The 24416-nt window shown below is 29.7% G+C and carries 28 protein-coding genes; 6 read left to right on the forward strand and 22 right to left on the reverse strand.

All coding sequences use genetic code 11. The features are described from left to right. Positions 1–6: 6 nt before the first annotated feature. Positions 7–999: an SDR family NAD(P)-dependent oxidoreductase gene (locus tag CX675_RS10440; RefSeq protein ID WP_130735178.1), complete on the reverse strand. Its 993-nt coding sequence runs from the start codon at positions 997–999 to the stop codon at positions 7–9. A gap of 483 nt (positions 1000–1482) precedes the next feature. Between CX675_RS10440 and CX675_RS10445 the strand changes: the two genes are divergently transcribed. From CX675_RS10445 to CX675_RS10465, 5 genes are all read left to right on the forward strand, one after another. Continuing rightward, positions 1483–2403, forward strand: coding sequence for an AraC family transcriptional regulator (locus CX675_RS10445; protein WP_130735179.1), 921 nt, complete (start codon positions 1483–1485; stop codon positions 2401–2403). Between the two features lie 109 nt (positions 2404–2512). Next, the gene (locus CX675_RS10450; protein ID WP_130735180.1) at positions 2513–3253 is read left to right on the forward strand and encodes an SDR family oxidoreductase; all 741 of its coding nucleotides are present in this window, start codon (positions 2513–2515) and stop codon (positions 3251–3253) included. An 11-nt stretch (positions 3254–3264) separates the two neighbouring features. Then, on the forward strand, positions 3265–3744 hold the full coding sequence (locus CX675_RS10455) for a DUF1097 domain-containing protein (protein WP_130735181.1): 480 nt from the start codon (positions 3265–3267) through the stop codon (positions 3742–3744). A gap of 4 nt (positions 3745–3748) precedes the next feature. Further along, complete coding sequence (locus CX675_RS10460; protein WP_130735182.1) at positions 3749–4501, forward strand: SDR family oxidoreductase; 753 nt, start codon at positions 3749–3751, stop codon at positions 4499–4501. A 145-nt stretch (positions 4502–4646) separates the two neighbouring features. Beyond that, the gene (locus tag CX675_RS10465) at positions 4647–4928 is read left to right on the forward strand and encodes a hypothetical protein (RefSeq protein ID WP_205728627.1); all 282 of its coding nucleotides are present in this window, start codon (positions 4647–4649) and stop codon (positions 4926–4928) included. A gap of 166 nt (positions 4929–5094) precedes the next feature. On the opposite strand, the gene CX675_RS10470 is transcribed toward CX675_RS10465, so the two are convergent. The 10 genes from CX675_RS10470 to CX675_RS10510 all read right to left on the reverse strand — a co-directional run bounded on the left by CX675_RS10470 (position 5095) and on the right by CX675_RS10510 (position 13891). After that, positions 5095–5826 carry an SDR family NAD(P)-dependent oxidoreductase gene (locus CX675_RS10470; protein ID WP_130735183.1) on the reverse strand — a complete coding sequence of 244 codons (732 nt, stop codon included), beginning with the start codon at positions 5824–5826 and terminating at the stop codon, positions 5095–5097. Between the two features lie 76 nt (positions 5827–5902). Further along, complete coding sequence (locus CX675_RS10475) at positions 5903–6472, reverse strand: Crp/Fnr family transcriptional regulator (protein WP_130735184.1); 570 nt, start codon at positions 6470–6472, stop codon at positions 5903–5905. 60 nt (positions 6473–6532) lie between these two features. Beyond that, a complete protein-coding gene (locus tag CX675_RS10480) occupies positions 6533–7138 on the reverse strand; it encodes a DapH/DapD/GlmU-related protein (RefSeq protein WP_130735185.1) in 606 nt (201 codons plus the stop codon). Between the two features lie 15 nt (positions 7139–7153). Then, the gene (locus tag CX675_RS19790) at positions 7154–7324 is read right to left on the reverse strand and encodes a hypothetical protein (protein ID WP_165396021.1); all 171 of its coding nucleotides are present in this window, start codon (positions 7322–7324) and stop codon (positions 7154–7156) included. 130 nt (positions 7325–7454) lie between these two features. Further along, entirely contained in the window at positions 7455–7784 is a 330-nt protein-coding gene (locus tag CX675_RS10485) for a multidrug efflux SMR transporter (RefSeq protein ID WP_130735186.1), read from the reverse strand. 64 nt (positions 7785–7848) lie between these two features. Continuing rightward, positions 7849–8412: a Crp/Fnr family transcriptional regulator gene (locus CX675_RS10490; protein WP_130735187.1), complete on the reverse strand. Its 564-nt coding sequence runs from the start codon at positions 8410–8412 to the stop codon at positions 7849–7851. 297 nt (positions 8413–8709) lie between these two features. After that, complete coding sequence (locus CX675_RS10495) at positions 8710–9822, reverse strand: histidinol-phosphate transaminase (protein ID WP_130735188.1); 1113 nt, start codon at positions 9820–9822, stop codon at positions 8710–8712. Between the two features lie 230 nt (positions 9823–10052). Further along, positions 10053–11480 carry a S41 family peptidase gene (locus CX675_RS10500; protein ID WP_240723622.1) on the reverse strand — a complete coding sequence of 476 codons (1428 nt, stop codon included), beginning with the start codon at positions 11478–11480 and terminating at the stop codon, positions 10053–10055. 159 nt (positions 11481–11639) lie between these two features. Beyond that, entirely contained in the window at positions 11640–12410 is a 771-nt protein-coding gene (locus CX675_RS10505) for an AraC family transcriptional regulator (RefSeq protein ID WP_130735190.1), read from the reverse strand. Between the two features lie 308 nt (positions 12411–12718). Next, the gene (locus tag CX675_RS10510) at positions 12719–13891 is read right to left on the reverse strand and encodes an MFS transporter (RefSeq protein WP_370277694.1); all 1173 of its coding nucleotides are present in this window, start codon (positions 13889–13891) and stop codon (positions 12719–12721) included. A 242-nt stretch (positions 13892–14133) separates the two neighbouring features. On the opposite strand from CX675_RS10510, the gene CX675_RS10515 reads away from it, so the two are divergent. Next, entirely contained in the window at positions 14134–14982 is an 849-nt protein-coding gene (locus tag CX675_RS10515) for a helix-turn-helix transcriptional regulator (RefSeq protein ID WP_130735191.1), read from the forward strand. Positions 14983–15416: 434 nt separating this feature from the next. Here the strand turns inward: CX675_RS10515 and CX675_RS10520 are convergent, their stop codons facing one another. The 11 genes from CX675_RS10520 to CX675_RS10570 form a co-directional block, all read right to left on the reverse strand. Then, positions 15417–16661, reverse strand: coding sequence for a serine hydrolase (locus CX675_RS10520; RefSeq protein WP_130735192.1), 1245 nt, complete (start codon positions 16659–16661; stop codon positions 15417–15419). 35 nt (positions 16662–16696) lie between these two features. Next, complete coding sequence (locus tag CX675_RS10525; protein ID WP_130735193.1) at positions 16697–17077, reverse strand: carboxypeptidase-like regulatory domain-containing protein; 381 nt, start codon at positions 17075–17077, stop codon at positions 16697–16699. Between the two features lie 119 nt (positions 17078–17196). Next, positions 17197–18156: an alpha/beta hydrolase gene (locus CX675_RS10530; protein WP_205728629.1), complete on the reverse strand. Its 960-nt coding sequence runs from the start codon at positions 18154–18156 to the stop codon at positions 17197–17199. A 109-nt stretch (positions 18157–18265) separates the two neighbouring features. Then, on the reverse strand, positions 18266–18760 hold the full coding sequence (locus CX675_RS10535) for a cupin domain-containing protein (RefSeq protein WP_240723623.1): 495 nt from the start codon (positions 18758–18760) through the stop codon (positions 18266–18268). 85 nt (positions 18761–18845) lie between these two features. After that, a complete protein-coding gene (locus CX675_RS10540; protein ID WP_130735195.1) occupies positions 18846–19712 on the reverse strand; it encodes an AraC family transcriptional regulator in 867 nt (288 codons plus the stop codon). Between the two features lie 104 nt (positions 19713–19816). After that, positions 19817–20851: an alpha/beta hydrolase gene (locus CX675_RS10545; RefSeq protein ID WP_130735196.1), complete on the reverse strand. Its 1035-nt coding sequence runs from the start codon at positions 20849–20851 to the stop codon at positions 19817–19819. Positions 20852–20877: 26 nt separating this feature from the next. Next, positions 20878–21297, reverse strand: coding sequence for an OsmC family protein (locus CX675_RS10550; RefSeq protein WP_130735197.1), 420 nt, complete (start codon positions 21295–21297; stop codon positions 20878–20880). A 155-nt stretch (positions 21298–21452) separates the two neighbouring features. Further along, positions 21453–22313 carry an AraC family transcriptional regulator gene (locus CX675_RS10555; RefSeq protein WP_130735198.1) on the reverse strand — a complete coding sequence of 287 codons (861 nt, stop codon included), beginning with the start codon at positions 22311–22313 and terminating at the stop codon, positions 21453–21455. A 66-nt stretch (positions 22314–22379) separates the two neighbouring features. After that, positions 22380–22733, reverse strand: coding sequence for a glyoxalase/bleomycin resistance/extradiol dioxygenase family protein (locus tag CX675_RS10560; RefSeq protein ID WP_130735199.1), 354 nt, complete (start codon positions 22731–22733; stop codon positions 22380–22382). Beyond that, on the reverse strand, positions 22723–23751 hold the full coding sequence (locus tag CX675_RS10565) for a serine hydrolase (protein ID WP_130735200.1): 1029 nt from the start codon (positions 23749–23751) through the stop codon (positions 22723–22725). Before CX675_RS10565 ends, CX675_RS10560 begins: the two co-directional genes overlap by 11 nt. 166 nt (positions 23752–23917) lie before the next feature. Next, entirely contained in the window at positions 23918–24370 is a 453-nt protein-coding gene (locus CX675_RS10570; protein ID WP_370277701.1) for a MepB family protein, read from the reverse strand. Positions 24371–24416: the final 46 nt, after the last annotated feature.

A 24416-nucleotide genomic window follows, 5' to 3' on the forward strand; every position in this document is an offset into this window, starting at 1 on the left:
TTGTTTTTATATTGGGAAGCGAATACCTGTAAGTTCTTCTGCAATTTTCCATACTTTTTTGGCATTTTCTATGTCTAAGGCATAAGGTTTTATTCCTTTTGTGATTTCGTTTGTGTTTGCCATTTCAGCTACTTCTACATCTTCACAATATACACCTCCTAGATTATTTAGCGATTTGCTGGTGGCACACCATAGCGTTGTTGTTGCTCCTTGTGGAATTGTTTTTAATGTAGCAGCCACTTCGGGTAGAATATTCCCTTTTGTGTCGCAAAGTCCCATTTGTATCCATAAATCTAAAGAAGCTTCTCTACCTAGTTCGGTTCCAGCGATGGCACCAGGATGCAAGGAAAAAGCTCTAATATGATGTTTTTTTGCTTTATGGTCTAGTGCTACCGTAAAAAGATTGAGTGCTGTTTTAGATTGTCCGTATGCTTCGAGGGTTTCATATTTTCTATTGATATAGTTTGGGTCTTTATCATGAAACGGTGAGAATTGATGTCCTTGAGAAGAAACATTGATAACTCTGGCTCCTTTTGCTTTTTGCAGCGCTGGAAATAATTGGGCGGTTAATTGAAATGGCCCTAAGAAATTTGTAGCCAATTGAGATTCAATTCCATTATAGACTCTACGTAATGGTACCCACATGATACCGGCGTTGTTGATGAGTAAGTGTAATGGTCTATTTGAAGCTAAAAAAGTTTGCGTAAATGCTGCTATTGATTGTGGATTCATAATATCCATTTCTTGAATTTCTATCCTAGGTATGTTTTTTAGGTTTTTTTTCGCTTTTTCGATATTCCTAGCTGGAACAATTACCGTTGCTCCTGCTGAGGCTAACCATTTTGTAGTTTCTAAACCAATCCCCGAATTGCCACCAGTAACGATAGCAATTTTACCTGTTAGGTTAACTTTTTCCATTACTTCACTGGCTGTTGTATTTGCATTAAACCCACTATTTATAGGTTTTTGTAATGTGCCACCATAATTGTTTGCTTCCATTTTTTTATATTTATAAGTGATATAGCAAATGTAGGTTGCCTTAGGATAATGTATTTTGTTTAAACAGTCAAATTACTTTGTTTAAACGGTCATTTTATAGCTATTTATGATTGTGTATTGTTGTGTTCTCACTTTTATTTAGCATTTATTTCTAGTATTTTTTTCCTTAGTTTTTATTTGAGATTGTTAGATTTTATCAGTTTAAATATTTTTTGCCTAAGTGTTTTCCATACTATTTTACTATTATTTTATATTTTTCCAAAACTTGTAAAAATTATAAGATTTGCTTTTTTTAATGAGATGAAATTAAAGTATAATAATTGTATTTTTAATCTTATTCAGACTATAGGAATCTATACCGTTTAGTCAGATTTTAAATCTAAACTAATTGGTTTAATAAAATTTTTATTATAAGAACTTTGGAAGGGTCATTTATTCCAATCAAAAATATATTTTACATTTGTAATTATTAAATTCTAAGATATGAAATCAGAAATAGTCTCATTTAAAAACCTTTATGATACTTATTCATCAATGGGTTTACCTGTAGTTACTGTTTCTGACAATGAAGGTTTTACAATAAATAATCTTCAAAAATTGCATCCTAATTTGCCATTTAAATCTATAGGATATAGACCTAATTATTTTTCTTTTCTATTTGTAAAAAAAGCGAAAGGAAAATACACCACAGATGATGTTTCTTTTAATACCGAACCTGGAACAATTTATTTTACTAATCCTGGACATTTTAAATCGTTTGAATGGTATGAAATTGATGAGGTTTATCTAATTACAGTTACTGAAAGTTTTTTAAAAGAACATGTACATGCTAGTATTTTTAAAGAGTTTCCTTTTTTACTATCTGAAACTGTTTATCCACAAACTTTAAAGGAAAAAGATTTCAATGAATTTGAAACTATATATCTTCAGATTGAAAAGGAATTTCTTTCAAATTCTACCTTTAAAAATAAGATTATAGGTAACTTTTTGGTTATCTTGTTATTAAAAATTAAAGAATCCTTTTGGAATAATTATAATCCAATATACGAAGGAAATAAAAGTTCAAGAATAGTTAAGCAGTTTAAAAAAGATTTAGAACAGCATTTTAGAGAGTTACTTTCGGATAAAGTAGATAAACAAAACCGTGTAAAAGATTTTGCTAATCTTCAAAACCTGCATGAAAACTACTTAAACAATGTAATTAAAAGTAAAACAGGAAAGTCTGTAAGTAATTGGATTTCAGATAAAATTATTATCGAGTCCAAATCTCTTCTGAAAAATTCAGAACTATCTGTAAAAGAAATTGCTTTTAAATTAGGTTTTTTAGAACTCTCTCATTTTAGTAATTACTTTAAAAAACACACCCAAAATACTCCTGAAGAATACAGAAAATCAGATAATTAATCATAATCTTTGATTTTTGCAATCTTATCTTTAATTCTTACAACGATTACCTTATAGGCTATTTGCAATTTTGTACTGTCGATAATGACCTAATAAAATTCAAATAGATATGAATAATTTAAAAAACAAAGTTATCCTTATAACAGGATCATCTAGAGGAATTGGAGCAGCAATTGCCCTAAAAGCTTCAACTGTTGGAGCAAAAGTAATTATCAATTATGCTGGAAGTAAAGAGCCTGCTGAGAAGCTTGTCAATGAAATTAAAACAAATGGAGGACAGGCATTAGCTATCCAAGCTGATGTAAGTAAATCGGAAGAGGTAAAACGTCTTTTTGAAGAAGGCATCGCTCATTATGGTAAAATTGATGTTTTGGTAAACAATGCGGGTATAATGATTAACAAACTCATCAAAGATACTACCGATGAGGATTTTGACCGTCATTTCAATATTAACGTGAAAGGAGTATTCAATACCTTGAGAGAAGCGGCAACCAAACTTTCAGAGAATGGTAGTATTATTAATTTTTCGACTTCTGTAAATAGAATTATGCTTCCTACTTATGGTACTTATGTAGCTACAAAATCAGCTGTAGAGCAATTAACTAGAGTTTTTTCTAAAGAAATTGGTTCCAGAGGGATTACTGTAAATTCTGTTTCTCCAGGTCCTACAAATACTGAACTTTTTACAAATGGAAAATCAGAAGAAGTAATCAATAGATTAGCCGCTCTTTCTTCATTCAATAGAATTGGTGAAACCGATGATATTGCCAACGTTGTATTATTCTTAGCGACTGATGAAGCGAAATGGATTAACGCTCAGAATATTGGTGTTAATGGTGGAATGTCTTAATTTATTTAGTTATGAAAACATTTATAAACGCCATAATTTTAGGATTATTTGGAGCGGTTGCAGTTACCATTTCTTTTCTTTTTCAATGGCAAACTTGGGTTTTATTTTTGGCTTGGGTAAGTTATTACCTATTCGGAAAATCCATTAAAAATTCTATTCCAATTTTAATTCAGATAATCTTAGGAATCGTAATGGGAATAGCTATACAAACATCAAGTAAAATCTTTGTAGATTGGTTTGGGAGTATTGGTTTTCAATTGGCTGTATTCCTTTTTATTGGTTCTCTTGCATTTCTCACAAAAATAAAGGGATTAAACAATATTCCAGCTTGGTTTATTGGACTTATAATACTATTTGGAGCTCATCCAAAAATTGAAATAGAATCTATGATTGTACTTCTCATAACCATAGTAGCAGGATTTACATTTGCTTGGTTAAATGATACCTCTCTCAAAATTGTTTCAAAAAATATTTCAAAAATTAATAGATAAAAAAATGAAAATACTAAATAATAAAGTAGCATTAATTACGGGTTCTGCAAGAGGTTTAGGAAAGGCAATAGCAGAACGTTATGCTTCGCTAGGAGCTAATATAGTAATCAATTATTCAAGAGATAAAGCTTCTGCTGATGAAGTAGTATCGAACATTTCTGCCATGGGTGTTAAAGTTATTGCTGTTCAAGCTGATGTTAGTAAAGTAGCAGATATTCAAAAACTTTTTGATGAAGCTATTAATGCGTTTGGTAAAATTGATATTGTTGTGGCAAATGCAGGAATTGAAATGGTAGAAACTCCTGTTACAGCGTTTACCGAAGAACAGTTTGACCGTTTGTTTTCTATCAACACTAAAGGAGCTTATTTTACAATGCAGCAAGCTGCTAAAACTGTTGAAGATAAAGGTCGTATTATTTACATAGCTTCAAGTACTACTGCATTTCCCGTACAAGGTATGGCAGTATATGGTGGTAGTAAAATAACTCCGAGATATATGGTTGATGTATTGTCAAAAGAGATTGGGCATCGTGGTGTAACAGTAAATTCTATTATCCCTTTTGCCGTTGATCACTCCGGTATATTTGCTGAAGCAGGTAGTTATCCAGAGCTAAGAAAATCGTTGATAGATAGTTGTCCTATGAATCGATTAGCTGAAGTGGAAGATGTAGCAAATATTGCTGAATTTTTCGCGAGCGATTTATCATCATTTGTAAATGGTCAACATTTGTTAGTTAATGGTGGTGCAACTCAATAATTAATTTACATGAAAATTAAAAATATAATCTTCTTTTTGACTACAGGTTTATTCCTAGCCTGTGGTCAAAAAAAAAATTCAAATCAAATTCAATTAACTGCAATGGATACTACAAAATTGACAAATAAAACAGTTAAAGAAGCATTTGAAGCTTGGCAAAAAAGCGGATACTATTAATTGGTTGGCATTTTTTATTTCAGATGCAAAATTGCTAGATGATGGCAATCCTAGAGATTTTATTAAATTTTCAACTAAGACAATTGGCAGAGAATATTTTACAAGTATTGATAAAGTAGAGAATAATGGATTGGACATTTATGGACAATTCCATAGTGATACTTGGGGCGATTTTAGAACCTATTTTAAATTCTATCTTAACAAAGATGACAAAATTTATAGACTAGAAATTGGACAAGCTAATTATTAATTTAAAAATTTATTTCGTATTAAAACATTAATTAATATTGCTAAGCTTTATTTTTAAATACTTTTCTCAAAGTAATATCCCAAAAAGTATCAATTCAGTTTTTTTATCAAAAAAATATTCAAAACAAGAAGATGCTTTTTGGGAATAATTAATTATAAATTTTATGTTACCAAGGACTAATTTCTGTTTCAAAATCATTACTAAAGAAAAATCCAGTTGGGGCGTCATAGCTTGTTAAAGTATGTTTTATAATAAAATTAGCTGCACTTTCTACCGTACCAGGACCACTATAATTATTAAAATCCGTAGCAGTATAACCTGGATCAATAGCATTTACTTTAAAAGGTAAATCTTTAAGTTCATAGGCTAGTAAAATTGTATAAGTGTTTACAAGTGCCTTAGAAGGAACATAACTTGCTAATTTTACATTATAATATTTCCAATTGGGATTAGAATGTAAATTTAAAGAACCAAGACCAGACGTAATATTACTTATCCTTGGGGCTTCAGATTTTCTTAGTAAATCCATAAATATCTGAGTAACTCTTATTGTACCAAAATAATTAGTATCAAAAACTTCTTGAATATCGCCAATTTCTGTAGTTAAAACACTTTCTGGAAATCCTTTACTAATCCCTGCATTATTTATTAAAACATCTAATTTACCCTGTTCATTTTCTATAATATTTTTAGCCTCTAAAATTGTTTCTTCATTAGTAACATCAATTTTAATTGCTTTTACATTATGAAATCCATTTTTTAATAATTCTTTCACAACGATATTTCCTTTTTCAATATTTCTGCTCCCTAAGTAAACAAATAAACCTTTTTTAGAAAGTTGTTTCGCTGTTTCAAGACCAATACTTCTATTTGCTCCTGTAATTAATACTGTTTTCATATTTCTTTTTTTAAATTATAAAAACAAAATTAAAAAGCAAAAAAATGATAACATTTGCCATTTGGCAAAAAGCATTTTATCTTATATTTTTTCTAATTCTGCTTAAAGAAGATTGAGTAATTCCTAGATAAGATGCTAAATAAGATAGAGGAATTCTATTGGCAAGATTTGGATATTTTTCTAAAAAAATCAAATAACTTGTTGTGGCATCGTGTGCAACAATCGAACTAATTCTTTCCACTTTTTGAAGTAATGCTTTTGAAATTATTTTATGAACAATTAAATCCCATCCCACAATAGTGTTGAGTAATTCTTGCCAGTCTTTTTTATAGAATACTATAATTTTACAATCAGTTACAGCTTGCACATAAGCTATAGACGGTATTTGATTTTCAAAACTTTCTAAGTCAACAACTATATTATTTTCTTCAATAAAATATTTAGTAATTTCTTCACTTTTATTATTATAGTATGTTACCCTTGCAATCCCTTCAATTATAAAACCAAATTGTTGCGAAATCTTTCCAGCTTCTAAATAGTAATCATCTCGTTTAAGTTGTATTTGTTTTGCCTTATTTGATATCAAATCTATTTGTTGCTGGTTTAAATTGCCAAATTGCAAGATATAGTCAAAAAATTTTTTCATTCAGCTAAAGTAATATGAATTTTTAACCCTGTATTTGTCTTTTGTCAAAAAAAAATGAATTTATTTAATCTGTTCAACAAGTTCTAGTCGCTTTACAATGCTATTCTTTTTCAACAAGGTTCCAGGTGATAATACTGCATTGGCTCCAATTTTTGAATTATCTCCAACTAATGAGCCAAATTTATCACTCTTGGTTTCTATTATTTTGCTGTCATGTAATATTTTAATTTGTTTATTTTCTCTCTCGTTATAATGATTAGCACAAATGGAACCTGCTTCAAAATTTATGTTTTTACCAAGGATACTATTTCCAATATAGTTAAAATGAGCAACAGTTGTATTGTCAAAAAGTATAGATTGTTTTATTTCTGAACTTGGTCCAATTTTAACATGTTGGCTTAAAAAAAGTGGGCCTCTTAAGTATGCATTTGCACCAATAAAACTATTTTTAGAAACAATGATAGAGCCTTTCATAACTACGCCTTGTTCAATTGTCGCTGTTTTGTGTATGGCAATGTTATTTTCAATTACATATTCGTCACTTAATGTTTTTAAACATTCACGTAATATGTTGTCCAAATCGTTAATTAACTCCCATGGTTGTAAATTATTTTTTTTTAAAAATGTCTTTTCATAACCATCTATATATTCTTCAATTTCTATCATTATTTTTTAATTTTTTTATCTGTTTTTTAATTGATAATGGATCGATGTATATAATTTTACTTTTGCTATGTCTTCTTTTTTAGCACTGTGTATTACTTTTTCAAAACATTCTCCAATAGATTGACCGTTATTTTCAAAATAGGCGTTTTTAGTCCTTACTAGATATTGTTTTACTGTTGCATTCATTTTATTTATTCAACATTTTTGTTTTTACTTTGTTTTTTGGTATATAGTAAAGAAATTAAAATTTATAAATTTCTAATTTTAAAAGAAAAATAATTGTTTTACTATACTTTACATTCATTCTAGATGTAAGTTATTCAACAGTTACCATTTTGAGCCCAATTATTGAGACTATTAATGTACAAAGAAAAAAAATACGTAGAGCGGTAGCAGGTTCTTTAAAAACAAAGATACCAATTAAGACTGTACCAACTGCACCAATACCAGTCCAAATCGCATAAGCAGTTCCAATTGGTAAAGTTTGAGTCGCTTTGATAAGTAAAGTCATACTTAAAAAAAGAGCGAAAAGGAAGCCAATGTACCAAAAATACATTTCATTTCCTGTGGTTTGTTTGGCCTTACCTAAGCAATAAGCAAAACCCACTTCAAATAAGCCTGCAATGATTAAAATGACCCAGTTCATTTCTTTTTTTTGCAAAGATTGTTATTTGATAGCTATTGTTATTTTACAAATGTTAAAAAATAATTTATTTTAGTTCGGCTCTAATTCTACTTAAAGTTACTTGCGTAATACCTAAATAGGAAGCAATATAACCGAGTTGTACTCTTTGAATTACTTCAGGGTTATTTTTTAAGAGTTCTTTGTAGCGCTCAGTTGCTGTTTTAAATTGTTGTGCCAATAGCCTTTCTTCCGTTTTTATAAGTTCGATTTCTGCAAATTTTCTACCCCAATTGGCTATTTGAATGTCTTTTTCAAATAATTCTTGTAATTTTATTGCGTTAATTTCGTATAAGGTACTCTCTTCTAGCAATTCGATATCTTCGTAACCTTTTTCATTTAAAACATAGCTTTTCATAGAAATGATAGGGTCTCCTTCTTTACAAAATAAAAATGTAATTTCATTATCTAGTGTTGTTGTATAGATTCTTACAATTCCTTTTTTGATGAAATAAATACTACTTTCCATTTTATTTGCTCTAAGTACGATGTGTCCTTTTGGAAAAGAAACTTCGGTACTAATTTGTTTGAACAATAATTTTGAAGTTGAAGATAATGGGTAAATTGTATCGAGTATGGTGTCGAGAAGCATGTGTTGTTTTTACCTTTTTGAAATAGAAGTTAATTTTTCTCATTAATTGGAATGAAAAACAAAGATAAAAATTATACTTATGATTTAATTATAAGTAACCAAATTTACATTTACACGAAAATATTTCTAAACTAATGTTTCTTTTTTCTTTTTAATTTTATTATTGTAAGTCTGAGAAGAATATAGAATAAGTTAGACTGTTATTAGGGTATTTTTTCGAAAAAAGGATTGCAATAATTCAATTTAAAGAGATTATTAATAAAGTTACTGTTTATAATAGATATTGATGGTAGTTTTTTATTGTAATGCTTTGATAAATTTTTTCATTTCGTCTAAAGTACCTACAGTTATTCTAGTCCACTTTCCATTTTGTTCGTATATTCTTGTGCCTTCAATGTTATTTTCTTCTAAATTTTTAAAATAATCCTGAGGATAATTTTCTAATGAAAAATAAATGAAATTGGTATTTGAAGCCATGCATTTACAGTTAAGTTTGGTTAGTTCAAAAATGGTATAATCTCTTGCTGTTTTATTTAAAGAAAGACAATCGGAAACAAATTGATCATCTTTCAAAGACGCAATAGCAGCTAATTTTGAAAGAGCGCTCACACTATTATTTGTATTGGATTGCATTGCTATTAAATTGGCAATCATTTTGTTATTTGCGATAGCATAACCAATTCTTGCTCCAGCCAATCCATACATTTTTGAAAATGTTTTTGCAATAATCAAATTAGGGTATTTGTCAACAAGAGGGCAAAGAGACTGTTGATTTGTAAAATCTAAATAAGCTTCATCAATTAAAATAATTGAAGTAGATGGAATTTGGCCAACGAAATCTACTAACTCATTTCTTTCACATATGGTACTAGTTGGATTATTAGGATTACAGACATAAACCAGTCTAGTGTCTTTATTTACAGCTGCTATCATAGCGTTTAAGTCTGTTTTCATATCAACTGTAAGAGGTACTTTTTTTTCTTGTAAACCTAAATTTGCTAATGGTTCTGTCCAATAATTATAACTCGGGTTGGCTATTACATAGTTTCCTTTTTCTAAAGAAGCAAATTTTGCAACAAGATCTAAAATTTCGGTAGAACCAGCGCCCAATAAAATAGTATCATTTTTGATGTTGTTTTTTAGAGCAATATCAGAAATTAATTGTGTTCCTAAATCCCAATTATATCTATTACTGATATTTGAATTGTTTGCTAAAATTTTTCTAGCCAAGGGTGAAGGACCATAAGGGTTTTCATTTGAACGTAAATGAATTAAGTTATTATGGTTTTCAAAAGCATCAATAATTTCTTTTGATACACTAGGAGATGCATAAGAATTTACATTTGCCAATCCAATACCTGCAATTCCAAATCCTATTTGTTTTAACCAAAGTCTTCTACTATTTTTCATTTTATCTTTTACTCTATTAGACTTTTACAAAGAGAGTTCGTTACAGCATAGGAGTGTTAAAGTTAGCATTAACTCATTGATATATGGTAAGATGAAGTACTAATCTGTCGAAGTTTAGATGGGTGTAAAAAGTTGCTTTCACTTTATTATTTTCCTTTTTTGCCATACATTTTAATTTAAAATTGGCAAAGGCTGCGAGAATACTATTACGCTTTGTTCGATAAGGATTTTTATTTTGCGAGTTTTTCTTTTATTTGTTTAAGAACAAACTCCATTTGGGTGTCTTTTTGTTCAAGAAAGTCTTCATAAGTTTGTGAAACTTCGTAGTCAGGAATAATACCTCTATTGTATATTTGATTTGAATCTTTTGAAACATCTTGTTCTAAATTAACAACCGAAAAAAATGTTTCAATTTTAGATTCTGGTAGAATATATCCCAAAGGAGTATGTCCATTATGACCATAATAACCGCCCATTGTTTCTTCTCCAACTACAGTTGTGTTTTCATTTCCTGTAACCATTGCAGCAAATAAACTTCCTGCTGAAGCGATAGCTGGACTTGTTAAAAGGTAGCAGTTTCCAGTAAAAGCATTTTCATTAGGTTCTCTTATTTGATGATCGCTACTTAACGGACCTTGGTAAAAATGATTCCCTTTTTCTAAATAAAAGTCTTCTTGAAACGTTTTATTGTATCCAATAACACCAAATGGTCTTAAAAAACGAGGAATTTTTGTGTAAATATATTTTAGATATGGTATTTTTTTAAAGCTAATCCAAGCTTGTTTGTTTTCTTGGAACTTCCTTTGGGTTAAATAGGAATATGTAACTAAATCGTTAGGATCGGTACCTCCACCATTCTGACGAATATCTATAATTAAGTTTTGTGTTTTTTCGGTTTTAATCTTATAAAAAATACTATCCAGAAAGGTTAGGTAGTTTTTATGCGTATTCGTTGTTTCATTTCCCATATTAAAAGTATGAACCGTTAAAATGCCAGTTGAATTATCTACTTGTTTGTACTTATATTTTTGATTTTCTTTTAAGTTAGCATAATAAATTTGATCATATGGTTTTGAATATCTTTCGTTAAAATGTTTATAATACTCTGAATAACTACAACTTTTTAAATCTATTTTTTCTTCTATATTAGCTTGATGCCTTTTAAAGGTAATCTTAAATTTTTCCTGTTGTCCAAAATTAATTCTGTAGAATTTTGAAAAATGAGTTCTCAAGCCAATTCTTTTTCCAGTGGTATTCTCACCATCAGTAGTGTAATATTTGTAAAGAGATTGAATGATTTCTGCTATTGATATTCCGTTAATTTCAATAATTTCTGAGCCAAGTGGAATTTCACCTTTTTCGTAATTGATTAACCATTTGCCATTAATCCATTTTATAGGATATGGAAAATATCCATAACTTTCTTTTCTTAGGTTTTTTAAATATTTTTCTGGTAATTTAGTGTCATTATGTAAACTACCTTCAAAATCGGTTAGTTGACAAATAATAGTATAAAATTCTCGATAGGTTGTGGAATGACTAATTTGCTTTTCAGCCCATTGATAAATACTATCTATTTCTTGTTTTGTTCGATATTTATATAAACCTGAATTTGCTGAAATGCGAATGTTTTTAAACACTTCTAGATCTTTTTGCATTTTTTTTTGCGAAAAAGAGTTGTCTATAGATTGGGCGAATAGGATATGAGATAAGATAACAAAAAGGATTGACAAGTAAATTGTTTTTTTCATTTGGATAGAATGTTCTTCAAATGTAGGTGTATGTTTAAAAGGACACTTGTATAATCTTGGCAATTACTAAATTTTAATGAGATTTTCTTGATATTTTTTTGGTGAAATACCTATAAACCGTTTAAAGGTTTTGGAAAAGTGTGCTAAATCAGCAAAATTGTATTCGTAAGCTAATTCGGTAAGTTCTGAAGTAGGAGTAATGTACATTTTACTAGAAAAAATTTTCTTCATTAAAATATAATTCATGGGTGTCATTCCAGTTGAAGCTTTAAATTTTTTTACAAATCCATATTTGTTAATGTTTGCCATTTTAGACAATTCGTTTAGACAAAATTTATGATTAATATGGTCTTCAATATACTGGTTGATTTCGTTGAAGTCGCTAAAAAGGTTTTCGGGATAGTCATTTTCATTTTCTAATGAATGTAATTGAATTGCCTTGACGAATTTTTTTAGAAAAAATGCAATTATTTCAGGATTACCAATATTCATCGCCTTTTTGAGTTCTAGAAATAATAGGTTGGTATTTTCATTGTTAATTTTTCTATCGAAAAAAGTAATGTTTTTTCCATTGAGGAGGTATTTCATTAAATCTTTTGATAGATAAATTGTATCAAATTTTAAGTTATTATGTTTATCTATCAAAGGGTTTGCGTGTATTTCATAAGGATTGGTAATTGAAATACTTCCTTTTTCGCTAAAAAGACTATGATTTTCAAACTCTATTTGTTCTATTCCGTTGTGTATAAGTGAAATGCAAAACGTTTCATGAAAATGTTTTGGGAAATCAGTGGTTTGGTTTTCTATGCTTATGTATTCTAAATTATCAAAAAACATTCTTATGTTGTTTGGTTTTTCTTTTCACGTTTAGCCTTTTATAATTGTGAACAGATTTGCTATGAATTGTAAAGATAGCAAATTTTCGAATTTTGATTTTTATACCACGATATTAAATGTTATATTCTATATTTTAAAATAGCCCTTTTTAGGATTCATTTTTGTACCAAAAAAAGTTCAAATTAAGTCTGAAAATAATAGGAAAAGAAAGGCGATGTAATCTACATCGCCAATCCATTTTCATTCAGTTTCTTTTTATTGATTAACCTTTAAATCAGTAGTATTTAGTATTTTTTTGTGTCATAATTTTATTTTTTGATAAGTACAACTTGTGTGGGTTTGTATTTTAAAACATAAATAATGCAAATGAGTAATCCTGTTAAAGTCATACCCACACCTACAAGCGAAGGATATGCGTAAGAAAATCCGAAAGTTAAAGGTATTCCTCCTAAATAAGCGCCTGTAGCATTGGCTACATTAAACGCAGCTTGCATAAATGCTGCACTCATCATTTCTGCATTGGGTGCCGCTTTTAACATCATGATATTTACAGGCGCAGCCAAAGACATAGACAATCCACCGCATAGAAAAGTAAGTAGTAATGATATCGTCGTATTTTCGGATAAAAAGAAAACACACAGCAAAGACAGCATCATCGCAAATAATAAGAATATACTCGCTTTGCCTACGCCAATTTTATCTGTTAGATAACCACCCAATAAGTTTCCTATAACCATACCACCACCTGCTAAAATCATTACATATGCTACATTGCTTTCCGAAATATTAGAAATGTTTGTCATTAGTGGAGAAATATAACTCAGCCAAGTAAACAATCCACCAAAACCGATTGCTGTAATTAATAGAACATACCAACTTTGCGGATTTTTTAAAAATTGTAATTCCTCTGCAAATTGGGTGTTTTCCTTATTTTTAATTTCAGGAAGGTAGCGATAAATAAGTAACATCGTAATGATGCCTATAAGAGCGACAATAACAAAATACCAACTCCAATGGAAGGTTTGTCCAATGTATGTTACCAATGGAACCATGGCTAAATTAGCAAGTGTAAGTCCTGAAAATACAAAAGAAATGAATCGAGCTTCTTTTCCTTTTTGAGCAAGACGAGTGGCTACTACTGTACTGACACCAAAAAATGCTCCGTGAGGTAAACCAGATAAGAAGCGAGCGAACATCATTGTGATGTAATTAGGCGCAATGGCAGATAGACCATTAAAAATGGTAAACAAAACCATTAACCAAAGAAGTACTTTTTTGGGAGGAAATTTTACAGAATAGCCTACCAGTAAAGGTGCGCCAACAACCACTCCAAGCGCATAAGCAGAAATAAAATGTCCTGCTTCTGGAATACTAATGTGTAATGCATTTGCGATATCAGGTAGTAATCCCATAATGGTAAATTCGGTAGTACCAATTCCTAAACCACCAACAGCTAGTGGTAAAATTCTTTTATCTATCATTTTAAATTTTTAATATTAAATTTTTGTCTAATGAATAATCATTAGGTTGAAAAGCAACCATTTTATAATTTAGGCTAGTGAATCTAACCTTGTTCTAGTAGTAATAAACCTTTTAGGAGATGTAGAAAAAAATAGGCAGTTTGATCCATTTTTTTAAAGTTTTATAATGCAAAATTGTAAAATAAAACAAGATTTTTTTTGTACTTTTACGATAAATAATTGTATATTTTTGATACATTTTTATGAGAAAAACATTATTTGAACCTATAGAAATTCATGACTTTGAAGCTGCTATTTTTCCATTACCAAGTCATCGACACACTTATTATGAATTAGTGTATATTAGAAAAGGAAGTGGTTTGCATCATTTAAATAACAACGTATTTAGTTATAACATAGGTGATATTTTTATTATAAGTCCAGAAGACCAGCACTATTTTGAAATTAAAAAGCAAACGCATTTTACATTTATAAAATTTACCGACAGTTATTTCTCAGAACATAAAATGCATCGACCAGATGCATTGTTATTGTCTTCTCCCGAAGATATTATGCGAAATAAAATGCTGAAAGAAGTGAAGCTAAAAATGGACGAACCCTGTGTTTCCATTTTACGAAATACAGTAGAAAATATTGTAGCTTATAATTGCCGAAACGATATTGCTTCCTCACCGTTAGTTTATTACCAAATCTTATCAATTTTAGGATTAATTCGTGAAGCAGCCCAAAAGTTTAGCATTCGTTTAGATAAAACAAATCCCGATAAGAAAGAGTTAATTTCCTATATTCATGAAAATATTTACAATCCTGAATTGTTATTTGCTCAAAATATTGCTACTCATTTTCATATTGCTCCAGGTTATTTTAGTGCTTATTTCAAACGAAATTTTGAAATAAGTTATAGAAGTTATATCAATAAATATCGAGCTAAATTAATAGAAAAACGTTTGTTAGTGCCATCGCTTTCCATTCAAGAAATTGCTAATGAATTTGGTTTCAACGACATCAGTCATTTGAATAAAACCTTTAAAAAATATAAAGGAGTTAGTCCAAGTGCATTTAAAAAGTCGATTCCTAAATTAAAGAATTAATTTTTACGCTCTTTAGCACATATTTGCATTTATTTTTTTGAATAATTATAGGTGTTTATATCTTTTTATCATTTAAAAATTAGTTTTTAAATTAAATCTTTTTAAGAAAACAACAACCTTACTTTTCTTACATATTTTGTAAATCATATAAAATAATTTCATATATTTGGAATACAGATAGTTAAAAGTTTGATTTGAAAAAGTGTTTCTTATTTAATCGATGTTATTCCTTTGTAAATTTAGGGAAACAGATGGAATAACATTTTTAAGATTTTTAGACAATACAATTTCGAGTAGATGTTAATTTTGAACTGTTAATCAATTAACTTAACTAGACAAAATTATCATAGTGATTAGATAACTCACTTTTAAAGGCTCCATTTTGTGGAGCTTTTTTTGTTCTTAGAATTTAATAAAACTATGATTATTCTTTTTTAATTTTTTAATTTAGATTGATACTTTTCTAATACATCCCATATTCCGAAAAACGCCTGACTTCCTTCTTTACCTGAAAAGGAGGTGTTTACTATTAAAATGCGGCCTATATTATTTTTAGGATCAAAAAATAACATGGAAGCGATTCCTGGATCTCCTCCTGTATGACCAATATATCCCGAATAGCCAAACCCCATATAAATCCCAACATTGTAACTTTCATTGTAAGGGTTTCTTTCGTTTCTTTCGGTAAAGTTGTGGGCTTCTAATTGAGGTTGGTAAAATTCTTTATAGCTTTCTTTACTTAAAATTGTTCCATTTTCATTGTATCCTTTTATGAGTTCGGTGAGGTACAAACTCAAATCATGTACAGAAGTAATGAAATTTCCATCAGGATAAGTAGCTATACTATAAAAAGGTAAAACAGTTTTTGGATTCGAATAGAGTTTAGAATAATTTTTAAAATCAACATCACTAAAATGCCAACCTGAAGCCTCCATTTTTAAAGGGTCAAGTATATAGTCTTTGGTAAATTTATCAAAAGGTATTCCAGTAGCTTTTTCCAAAACAAATGCTGCCAAACTAGTTCCAGTATTGGAATATTCGTAGATTTCTCCAGGTTTATTTTTTAAATACGTTTCATTTGTATTCCATTTTCCGTTTTTAATTAATGTATTTTTGAGAAAGGTTTCCATCGATACAATAGAGTCTGCAGGATTAAACATTTGCATTTCATCAAAAACTAAACTAACGCCATCTAAATCTTGATGTTCTTTCAAAAAATAATTTTTCGTTAAATAAAAGTCGTTGTCAACTATACTTGAGGTGTGTGTAGCTAAATGTCTGATGGTTATTTCGTTATCTGGAAAGTTTGGGTTAACCACTTTGAATGGTAGATATTTATTGATTGGGTCATCTAATTTTAGTTTTCCTAATTCTTGAGCTTTGAGTAATGCTATACCTACAAAAGTTTTTGATATTGAACCAATGTTTTGTAGCGTTGAATCAGTGTATTTTTTATTTTGTTTTATGTCTGAAAATCCAAATCCATTTTGATACAAAACTCCTTTTTCATCAACAATTGCTACTGCAAAACCATTGAAAATTCCACTTTTGCTTAATTCAGTGATTTCATTAGTTAGTGAATCTTTTTGTGTATCTAATTGATATTCTTTTGTTTGAACTTCGTTTTTACAAGAAATCAAAAACAAAAAGGAAAATACGATTGCGTAAAATTGATTCATTTTTTGTGTTTTTTAAATATTACCAATTACTTTGACTAATCTTTTTTATAGGTTACTTCAACCTCTTGTAATTGAGAAATATCTTCTTCTAGTGTAATTTTACCTAAGTCCAAAAAATCGGAAACTTCACCAATGTAGATTGTTTCTTCTTTGGTTTTAAAACCTATATAAGTAAATTTAATTTTATAAGTTCCTTTTTTAACTGGAGTAATTGAAAAAGCACCGTTATCATCTGTAATTGTTCCAGATATAAAATCATTGCTAGGAACACTATGTAAAGTGACGTTTACATATGGTAATTCATTTTTATTAGTATCAATTATTTTTCCTGATAGAGTGGTTGTAGTATTCTGTTGTGAAAAAACAGTTGAAACAGTAAATAGAAATAGTAGAAAGGTTTTGATTTTGAAATACATTATTCTTGAATTTTTTTCAAATTTCAAAAATCAATCTGTAGTAAATCTGTTTTTTGTTTTTAAACAAAAAAACTCATTAAAATAATGAGTTTTTGATTTTAGGGGAAAAAGTGTGGTTCTTACTTAAGATTATTTTTAAAAAATGTTTCCAATTTATCAAATGGAATTACATCAACTTGATCGTATAAATCGGTATGCACTTTTCCAGGAATAATGAGTAATTCTTTAGGTTCGTTAGCAGCTTTGTAAGCATCTTCACTAAAATATTTTGAATGTGCATTTTCACCAGCAATTAGTAAAATCGGTCTTGGAGAAATTTCTTTAATGTAAGTCATAATTGGCATATTCATTAGAGCAATAGGCGACGTTATGGTCCAAGAGCTATTAGAATTGATGGATCTAGAGTGAAATCCTCTTTCTGTTTTATAATAATCAAAATATCCTTTTACAAATTCGGGCTCTCCACCTTCAATCTTTTCTGGTAATCCTAAACCAGATAAAGCTGTTTTCCCATTTTTTGCATCTACCCAACGTTGCTGACTTATCTGCTCTAACATTTGTGTACGTTGTTCTGGAGTTGTTGAATCGTAATACCCTTTTGCGGTTACTCTAGACATGTCATACATACTTGTCGTAGCCACAGCTTTAACCCGTTTGTCGACAGCTGTAGCATTTAATGCAAAACCGCCAAAGCCACAAATTCCAATAATTCCAACTTTTTCACGATTAACATTTTCTTGTATTCCTAAAAAATCAATAGCAGCACTAAAATCTTCAGTGTTAATCTCTGGAGATGATACATGACGAGGTTCTCCTCCGCTTTCTCCTGTATATGAAGGGTCAAAGGCTAATACTATAAAACCACGTTGTGCCATTTGGTTAGCATATAAGCCAGATGCTTGTTCTTTTACAGCACCAAAAGGACCACTAATTGCTAACGCAGGTAAATCTGTTCCTTGATTTTTGGGAAAGTATAAATCTCCAACTAATTCAATTCCGTAACGATTTTTGAACGTTACTTTTTTACGGGATACGTTTTCGTTTAATTCGAAAGTATAGTGTTCTTTAATTGTATTCATGGGTTCTGTTGTTTTATTTTGATTTAGTTTTTCTTTATCATTTTTATTACATGAGATAGTTACAAGTGAAAAAAAAGTAAAGAGTAAGTAGCAATACGTTTTCATAAGATTAAAGTTGTTTGTTTGCTGTGTTAAACTCAGAATCTAATACTGGTGATAGCCAAGTTACTTGTTCCTCTTCTTTGAAGTTGGTTATAGCAATATGTTTCATGGAAGAGTTTGCAGTTGCACCATGCCAATGCTCAATATTTTCAGGAATCACAATAACGTCACCTTTTTTTATAATTTGAGCTGATTTTCCTTTCTCTTGATATAGACCTATGCCTTCAGTAACAAGTAATACTTGTCCTTTTGGATGTGTATGCCAATGAGTTCTTGCGTCGACTTCAAAAGTGACACTTCCTATTGAAAACTCATTGTTTTTGTCTTTCGTCAATAGCGGATGTATAAAAGCGTTTCCGCTAAACCAGTTGTTTGGTAATTTTTGCCCTTTTGGATAGAGGACAGCTGTGTCTTGATTTTCCATTTTTTCTTGATTTTTTCCATTATTACAAGCTATAATAACAAATACAAATAATGTTGTTATCCATAGTTCTTTTTTCATTTTGTATGGTATTAATTGTACAATGCAAAGCTACTTTTGTTAACAATGTACTATATAATAGAAATCAATCTAATAATTAAGAAAATCAAACAGAAGAAGTTCTAACAGTAGTAGGATTTAAACCCGTTTGTTTTTTGAAGAAATTATTAAAATAAGTTGGATAATCAAATCCTAAGGCATAGGCTATTTCTGAGATATTCCAATCGGTATGTTGTAAAATAGCTTTAGCTTCATTTATAATTCGTTCTGAAATATGGGTTGTTGTAGTTTTTCCAGTAACTTCTTTTACCGCTCTGTTTAATGAATTTACATGAACAGAGAGTACATCAGCATAATCTTTAGCTGTTTTGAGTAATAAAGGGTTTTCTGGATTTTCAATAGGGAATTGTCTTTCCAAAAGTTCCATAAATACTCTAGTAAGTCGAGCAGCGCTACTTTTTTCTTGATTGAAATTCTCAGATGGTTTTAATTTTAAAGATTCGTGTAAAATCAAGTCGATATAATTACGGATTAAATCATCTTTGAACTTATAATCAGATTGTTGTTCTTCAATCATTTTTTCAAATAAACCATTTAAAAACAATCGTTGTGTTTCTGATATTTCCAATATAGGAGTGCCGCCTACGCTAAACAAAGGCGATTTTTGTAGATTAATGGAGTGTTTTCCAGAGATAAAGAAATCCTCTGAAAATAAAATAGTATAACCAACATATTTTGTTGAAAGCGTTTCCCAAGAATATGGAATATTGGGATTACCTAAGAATAAAATAGTTCCTTCGGCTTCAAAACTTCTATCTGCATAATGGATGCGACTCTTACCAGTAGTTAAACAGATTTTATAAAAATCTTTTCGACTGTAGACTTTGGTTGCATTGGCATCTTTTTCAATTTGAAAAACATTGAAACCTTTGAGTTTTAATTCACTATTATATTGAGATATACTTCTTTGCATAGTGCAAAGTTAAGAAATTCAAATCATAATGTATTTTTAAGTTACACTGTTTCATTAAAAAATAATAAAAAAAGGACAATTCTCATTGTCCTTTTTATCCGTATTTATTTTAAAGTTTCTTTTATTACGGTTGCTGCTTGTAAAATGGCTGTTTGTACTGCTGGAATTTCAGCTAAAGGATTTAATAAGCCATAATCGTGAATAAGTCCATTATAGCGAGTTAAAGTTACAGCAACACCAGCTTGTTCTAATTTCCTAGCATAATCTTCCCCTTCCTCTCTTAAGACATCATTTTCAGCGGTTTGTACGAGTGTTTTTGGTAAGCCTTTTAATTCATTAATGCTAGCTTGCAAGGGTGAAGCATATTTTTCTTTTCTCTTAGCCACATCTGGAAGATAATTATCCCAAAACCAAAGCATCATATTTCTAGTTAAGAAACGACCGTTTGCGAATAAATTATAGGATTCGTTATCAAAATTTGCATCGGTAACAGGCCATAATAATACTTGTAATTTAATTTCTGGACCTTTTTTATCTTTTGCCATTAATGCGGTTACTGCAGCCATGTTGCCACCCACGCTATTTCCTACAACTGCTAAATTGTTTCCGTTCACACCAATGTCTTTTCCATTTTTTGAAACCCATTCGGTTACAGCATAAATTTCATTAATTGCCGTTGGATATTTAGCTTCTGGAGATGGAGTATAATCTGGAAAAACAGCAACAGCACCACTATGAACCACTAAGTCGCGTACCAATCTTCGATGTGTTGGATAATCTCCTAAAACCCAACCACCACCATGTATGAAAATAAAAACAGGCGCATTTTTAGCCACTCCTTTTGGTTTTGTAATGTGAATAGGAACTTGGTAACCATTTTGTGAAATAGTACGCGTTGTTTCTTCAATGCCTGAATAATCTACTGTTACCGATTGTTGAGCGCCTACTAAAACTTGTCTTGCGTCGTTAGGACTTAACGCTTCAATTGGTTTCCCTGTTCCAGAATTGACTGCTTTTAGAAATGATTGTACCGAAGTAAAAATTAAAGGGTCATTTTCTCCTTTGAAGGTTCTTTCTTGTGCACTCGACAATGTGCTTAAAGATAACATGCTTGCTATTGCTATAATTGTTGTTTTCATTTTTTAAATTTTAAATTGTACTACGATTAATTTTGAGAGTTTAAATGTGCCTCTAAACTGATTTCCATATTATAAGCCTGACTTACCGGACAGGTTTCTTTTGCTTTTTGAGCAATTTCTAAAAAGCTTGCTTCTGAAATATCTTTAATTTTTGCTTGAAGTGTTAGTGCTGATTTTGTGATAACACCATTATCTAAAGTTATTACTGCTGTAGTTTCTAATTGATCAGGATGATAACCAGCAGTGGTTAAGTCTAAACTTAGTTTCATTGTAAAGCAGCCTGCATGTGCTGCTGCCATTAATTCTTCTGGATTGGTTCCAGTTCCATTATCAAAACGGGAAACAAAGGAATAAGGGGTTTGATTTAAAGTTGTGCTTTGTGAAGTTAAATGTCCTTTACCTTCTTTAATTGTACCATTCCAAATGGCTTTTGCAAATCTGTTCATAATGTGTGTTTTTAAATGATTAATTTTAACACTACAAAGATCTAACAGTTTGAGGTACAAAGACAGCATTGTATTTCCTTTTAAATTGTACATTTTTCCTTTTTATGGAAAAATATATCCTTTTAAGGTTCTTTTTGTTGATTAAATTGTTTTTTTTAAATAGAGTTACTGTATTTTTTTCTGAAGGTAACAGGACTGTCACCAGCTTTAAGCGTAAAAAGACGGTTGAAATAGGCAGGATCTTCATAACCTAACTGATAGGCTATTTCTTTTGCTGTCATAGTGGTGTGAATGAGTAATCTTTTAGCTTCTAGTATAATTCTATCTTTGATAATTTCATTAGGTTGTGCCAAGCCTAATTTTTTAAATTTATTTGTAATGGTTTTTGGAGCAATATGTAATATATCAGCATAATCGGCAACTGTATGTTTTTCTTTAAAATGAATTTCAACCAATAAACTAAATTGTCTAAAAAACTCCATTTCTACATCATTACTAATCATTTCTTGACCTAATTGTTGTTTTTTCCAGGCTCTTGCTGCTCGAAGTAGTATTTGTTTTAAACAAATACGAATCATTTCTTCTTCAGAACTATCTTGTAGTTCTAGTTCTTCTTCAATTTGTTGTAATAAACTTACAATTCTTTTTTGTGTAGTTTCTGATAAAACGGTCATAGGCATGTTATAAATATTATTGAATAACAAGCCATCGCAAGCTACTTCTGCATCGTGAATTTGGACACAATAAAAGTCACGGTTGTAAAAAAGAAAATAGCCAGCTTCTTTTCCTGTTTTTTGAATTTGTAGGAATTGATTGGTATTCACAAAAAATAAAGATTCTTGAGAGGTTTTATATGTTGTAAAATCTATTGTTAAAGTATAGCCTTTGGGTAAAAAAAGTATTTTAATTAGCGATTTGTATTGCTCTTCGGTATTAATTTTAGTAAATGTAGTTTCGTTAATAGGTTCTAATCCTATTTTTTTATAGCTTGATTCAAATATATTCTGGTTTTTCATACGCTTACCTATTAATTGTATCGCGAAAATAAGAATTATTCTACTCTAAAAGTATAAAATGAGATATTAGGAATGACTTTCTGTAAGTGCAACTTTTCTTCCATCGACATCCTGAATAGTCGCGGTGTAACCATAAGGAGTTGCTTTTGGAAGAGATAATATCTTCCAATTAGCGTTTTCCAATTGTGGCAATATTTCATTTAAATGAGATACTTCAAAACCTAATCTAGTAGAAATATCTGTTTTTTCTTCTGGTTTTGTTATAGGATAAATTTCAAATATAACACCATTTAACTCGGAAGCATAATGATAAGGACCTTTGCCATGATTATGGTATGAAAACGACATACCTAAAGCTTCATATTGGTCTTTAATTTGATGCAGTAAATGGGTTTTAATAACAATAAGGTTAATTGTCATGCGTTAGATTTTGGTAAATAAAATCGGCAATATCATGAACGTTTCCGTTCTTTTGATTGGTTAAGATTACGATGGTAATATCATCTTGTTTGTATCTTTTGGCAATACATTCATAATTTCCTGAAGAACCATGATGCATATGAGAGATTATTTTATTTTTACTCCATTCGCAACTTCCTAATGGCGATTGAATATTATCTCCGAAAATGGCTATTTCAGAAAGTAATTGTACCGACTTTTGAGAAATAATTTCATAGGAATCTAATTTTTTAAACCAATCGGCTAAATCTCTTGCTGTTGCAGTAAGGATGATGTTTTTAATCGCAATTTTATAATTGTCTTCTTTATAATTGGCATCAAAAGGTAAGGCTATTTCTGATTTACGTGAAAAGGGAAATTGTTCGTTTAGTTTAATATTTTTAAAATGATAAGGTTTGAAAATGTTTTTCTGTAAGTAATTTTCGTAACTCATTTTAGATACATTCTCAATTATTTTTATCAATAGAATAGGGTTGTTGTTAGAATATAAATAATTGGTCCCAGGTTGAAATTGTAATGAGTCTAGTTGTTGTAAATCATTAAAGACATCATCATAATTTACATTAATACCTTGACTAAAAAAGCGATTCCAATTAATTAAAGGTAATCCACTAGAATACTGTAAAAGGTTTTTTATTGTAATTTCTTCAGACCATTTGGGAAGATTTGGAATATATTGTGCTATTTTATCATCTACTTTTAACTGGTTTTGTTCTTCTAATTGCATGATTGCTACAGCTGGAAATTCTTTGTAAACAGAACCCACATTAAAACTGTATTTGTTATTTAAAAGTTTTGTTTTGGTTCCATCTGTATAACCAAAGGATTTTTCATAAACGGTTTTATTATTTTTTATAACTAATACGTTTCCGTTTAATTTACCTTCTTTATGTAAGTTTTCCAAATAAGTATTTATCGTATCGCTATTTGGGTTGCCAAAGAAAGTAAAGAATAATGGAAATAAAAGAGATTGAAACATGCTTGTTTTTTTGTTGATGAATGTACTCTTATACGACGTCAAAAAAACGAATTTGTTACACTTTTTGTTGATTTTCAATATGTTTTATTCAAATAAATTGGCGTAAATGCTTTTTTTAAAGGTATAATTAACATGTATTATCAATTATTGAATTTAAAAAAAACAGTTATTCTTGTCCTATTTTCGGGATAAGTTGGGTTAATAATGTTGCGTTATCTATTTTATTTTCTCTAATAGTTACAAAATATTTTGTTTGCCAAGACTGTGTTTTTAGAGCTTGTTTACTAGTTACTTCTCCCCAAGGTGGATATACACGAATGCCCCGTTTTCCTTCTTTTTGGTCTGAAGATATAATGGCATTTTCAGCCAAAACCGATTTTGGAAAAATAAACTGACCTATTTTTTCATTTTCAATTGTAGTTATAAAAATAAAATCTAAAGCATCAGTAACATGATAGGGCTCGGTTATTCCTTGTTGGTTTCTTTTCCAAATAGTTACAAATTGACCTACTTTAGTTGGAGTAATTTTAGCTACTCGGTGTTGTATTTTTTTGTCATTTAATTCAAAAGTGCAAGCACCATAATCTATTCCTTCAGTATTTAGGGAAAGATTAGTTATTTATAAATCATTTGCGTCGTAAAGTTTTTCTTTAATAATCCTTAAA

Origin of the sequence: Flavobacterium sp. J27 (assembly GCF_004303025.1) — a bacterium.
In the GTDB taxonomy this organism is placed as follows: Bacteria; Bacteroidota; Bacteroidia; order Flavobacteriales; family Flavobacteriaceae; genus Flavobacterium.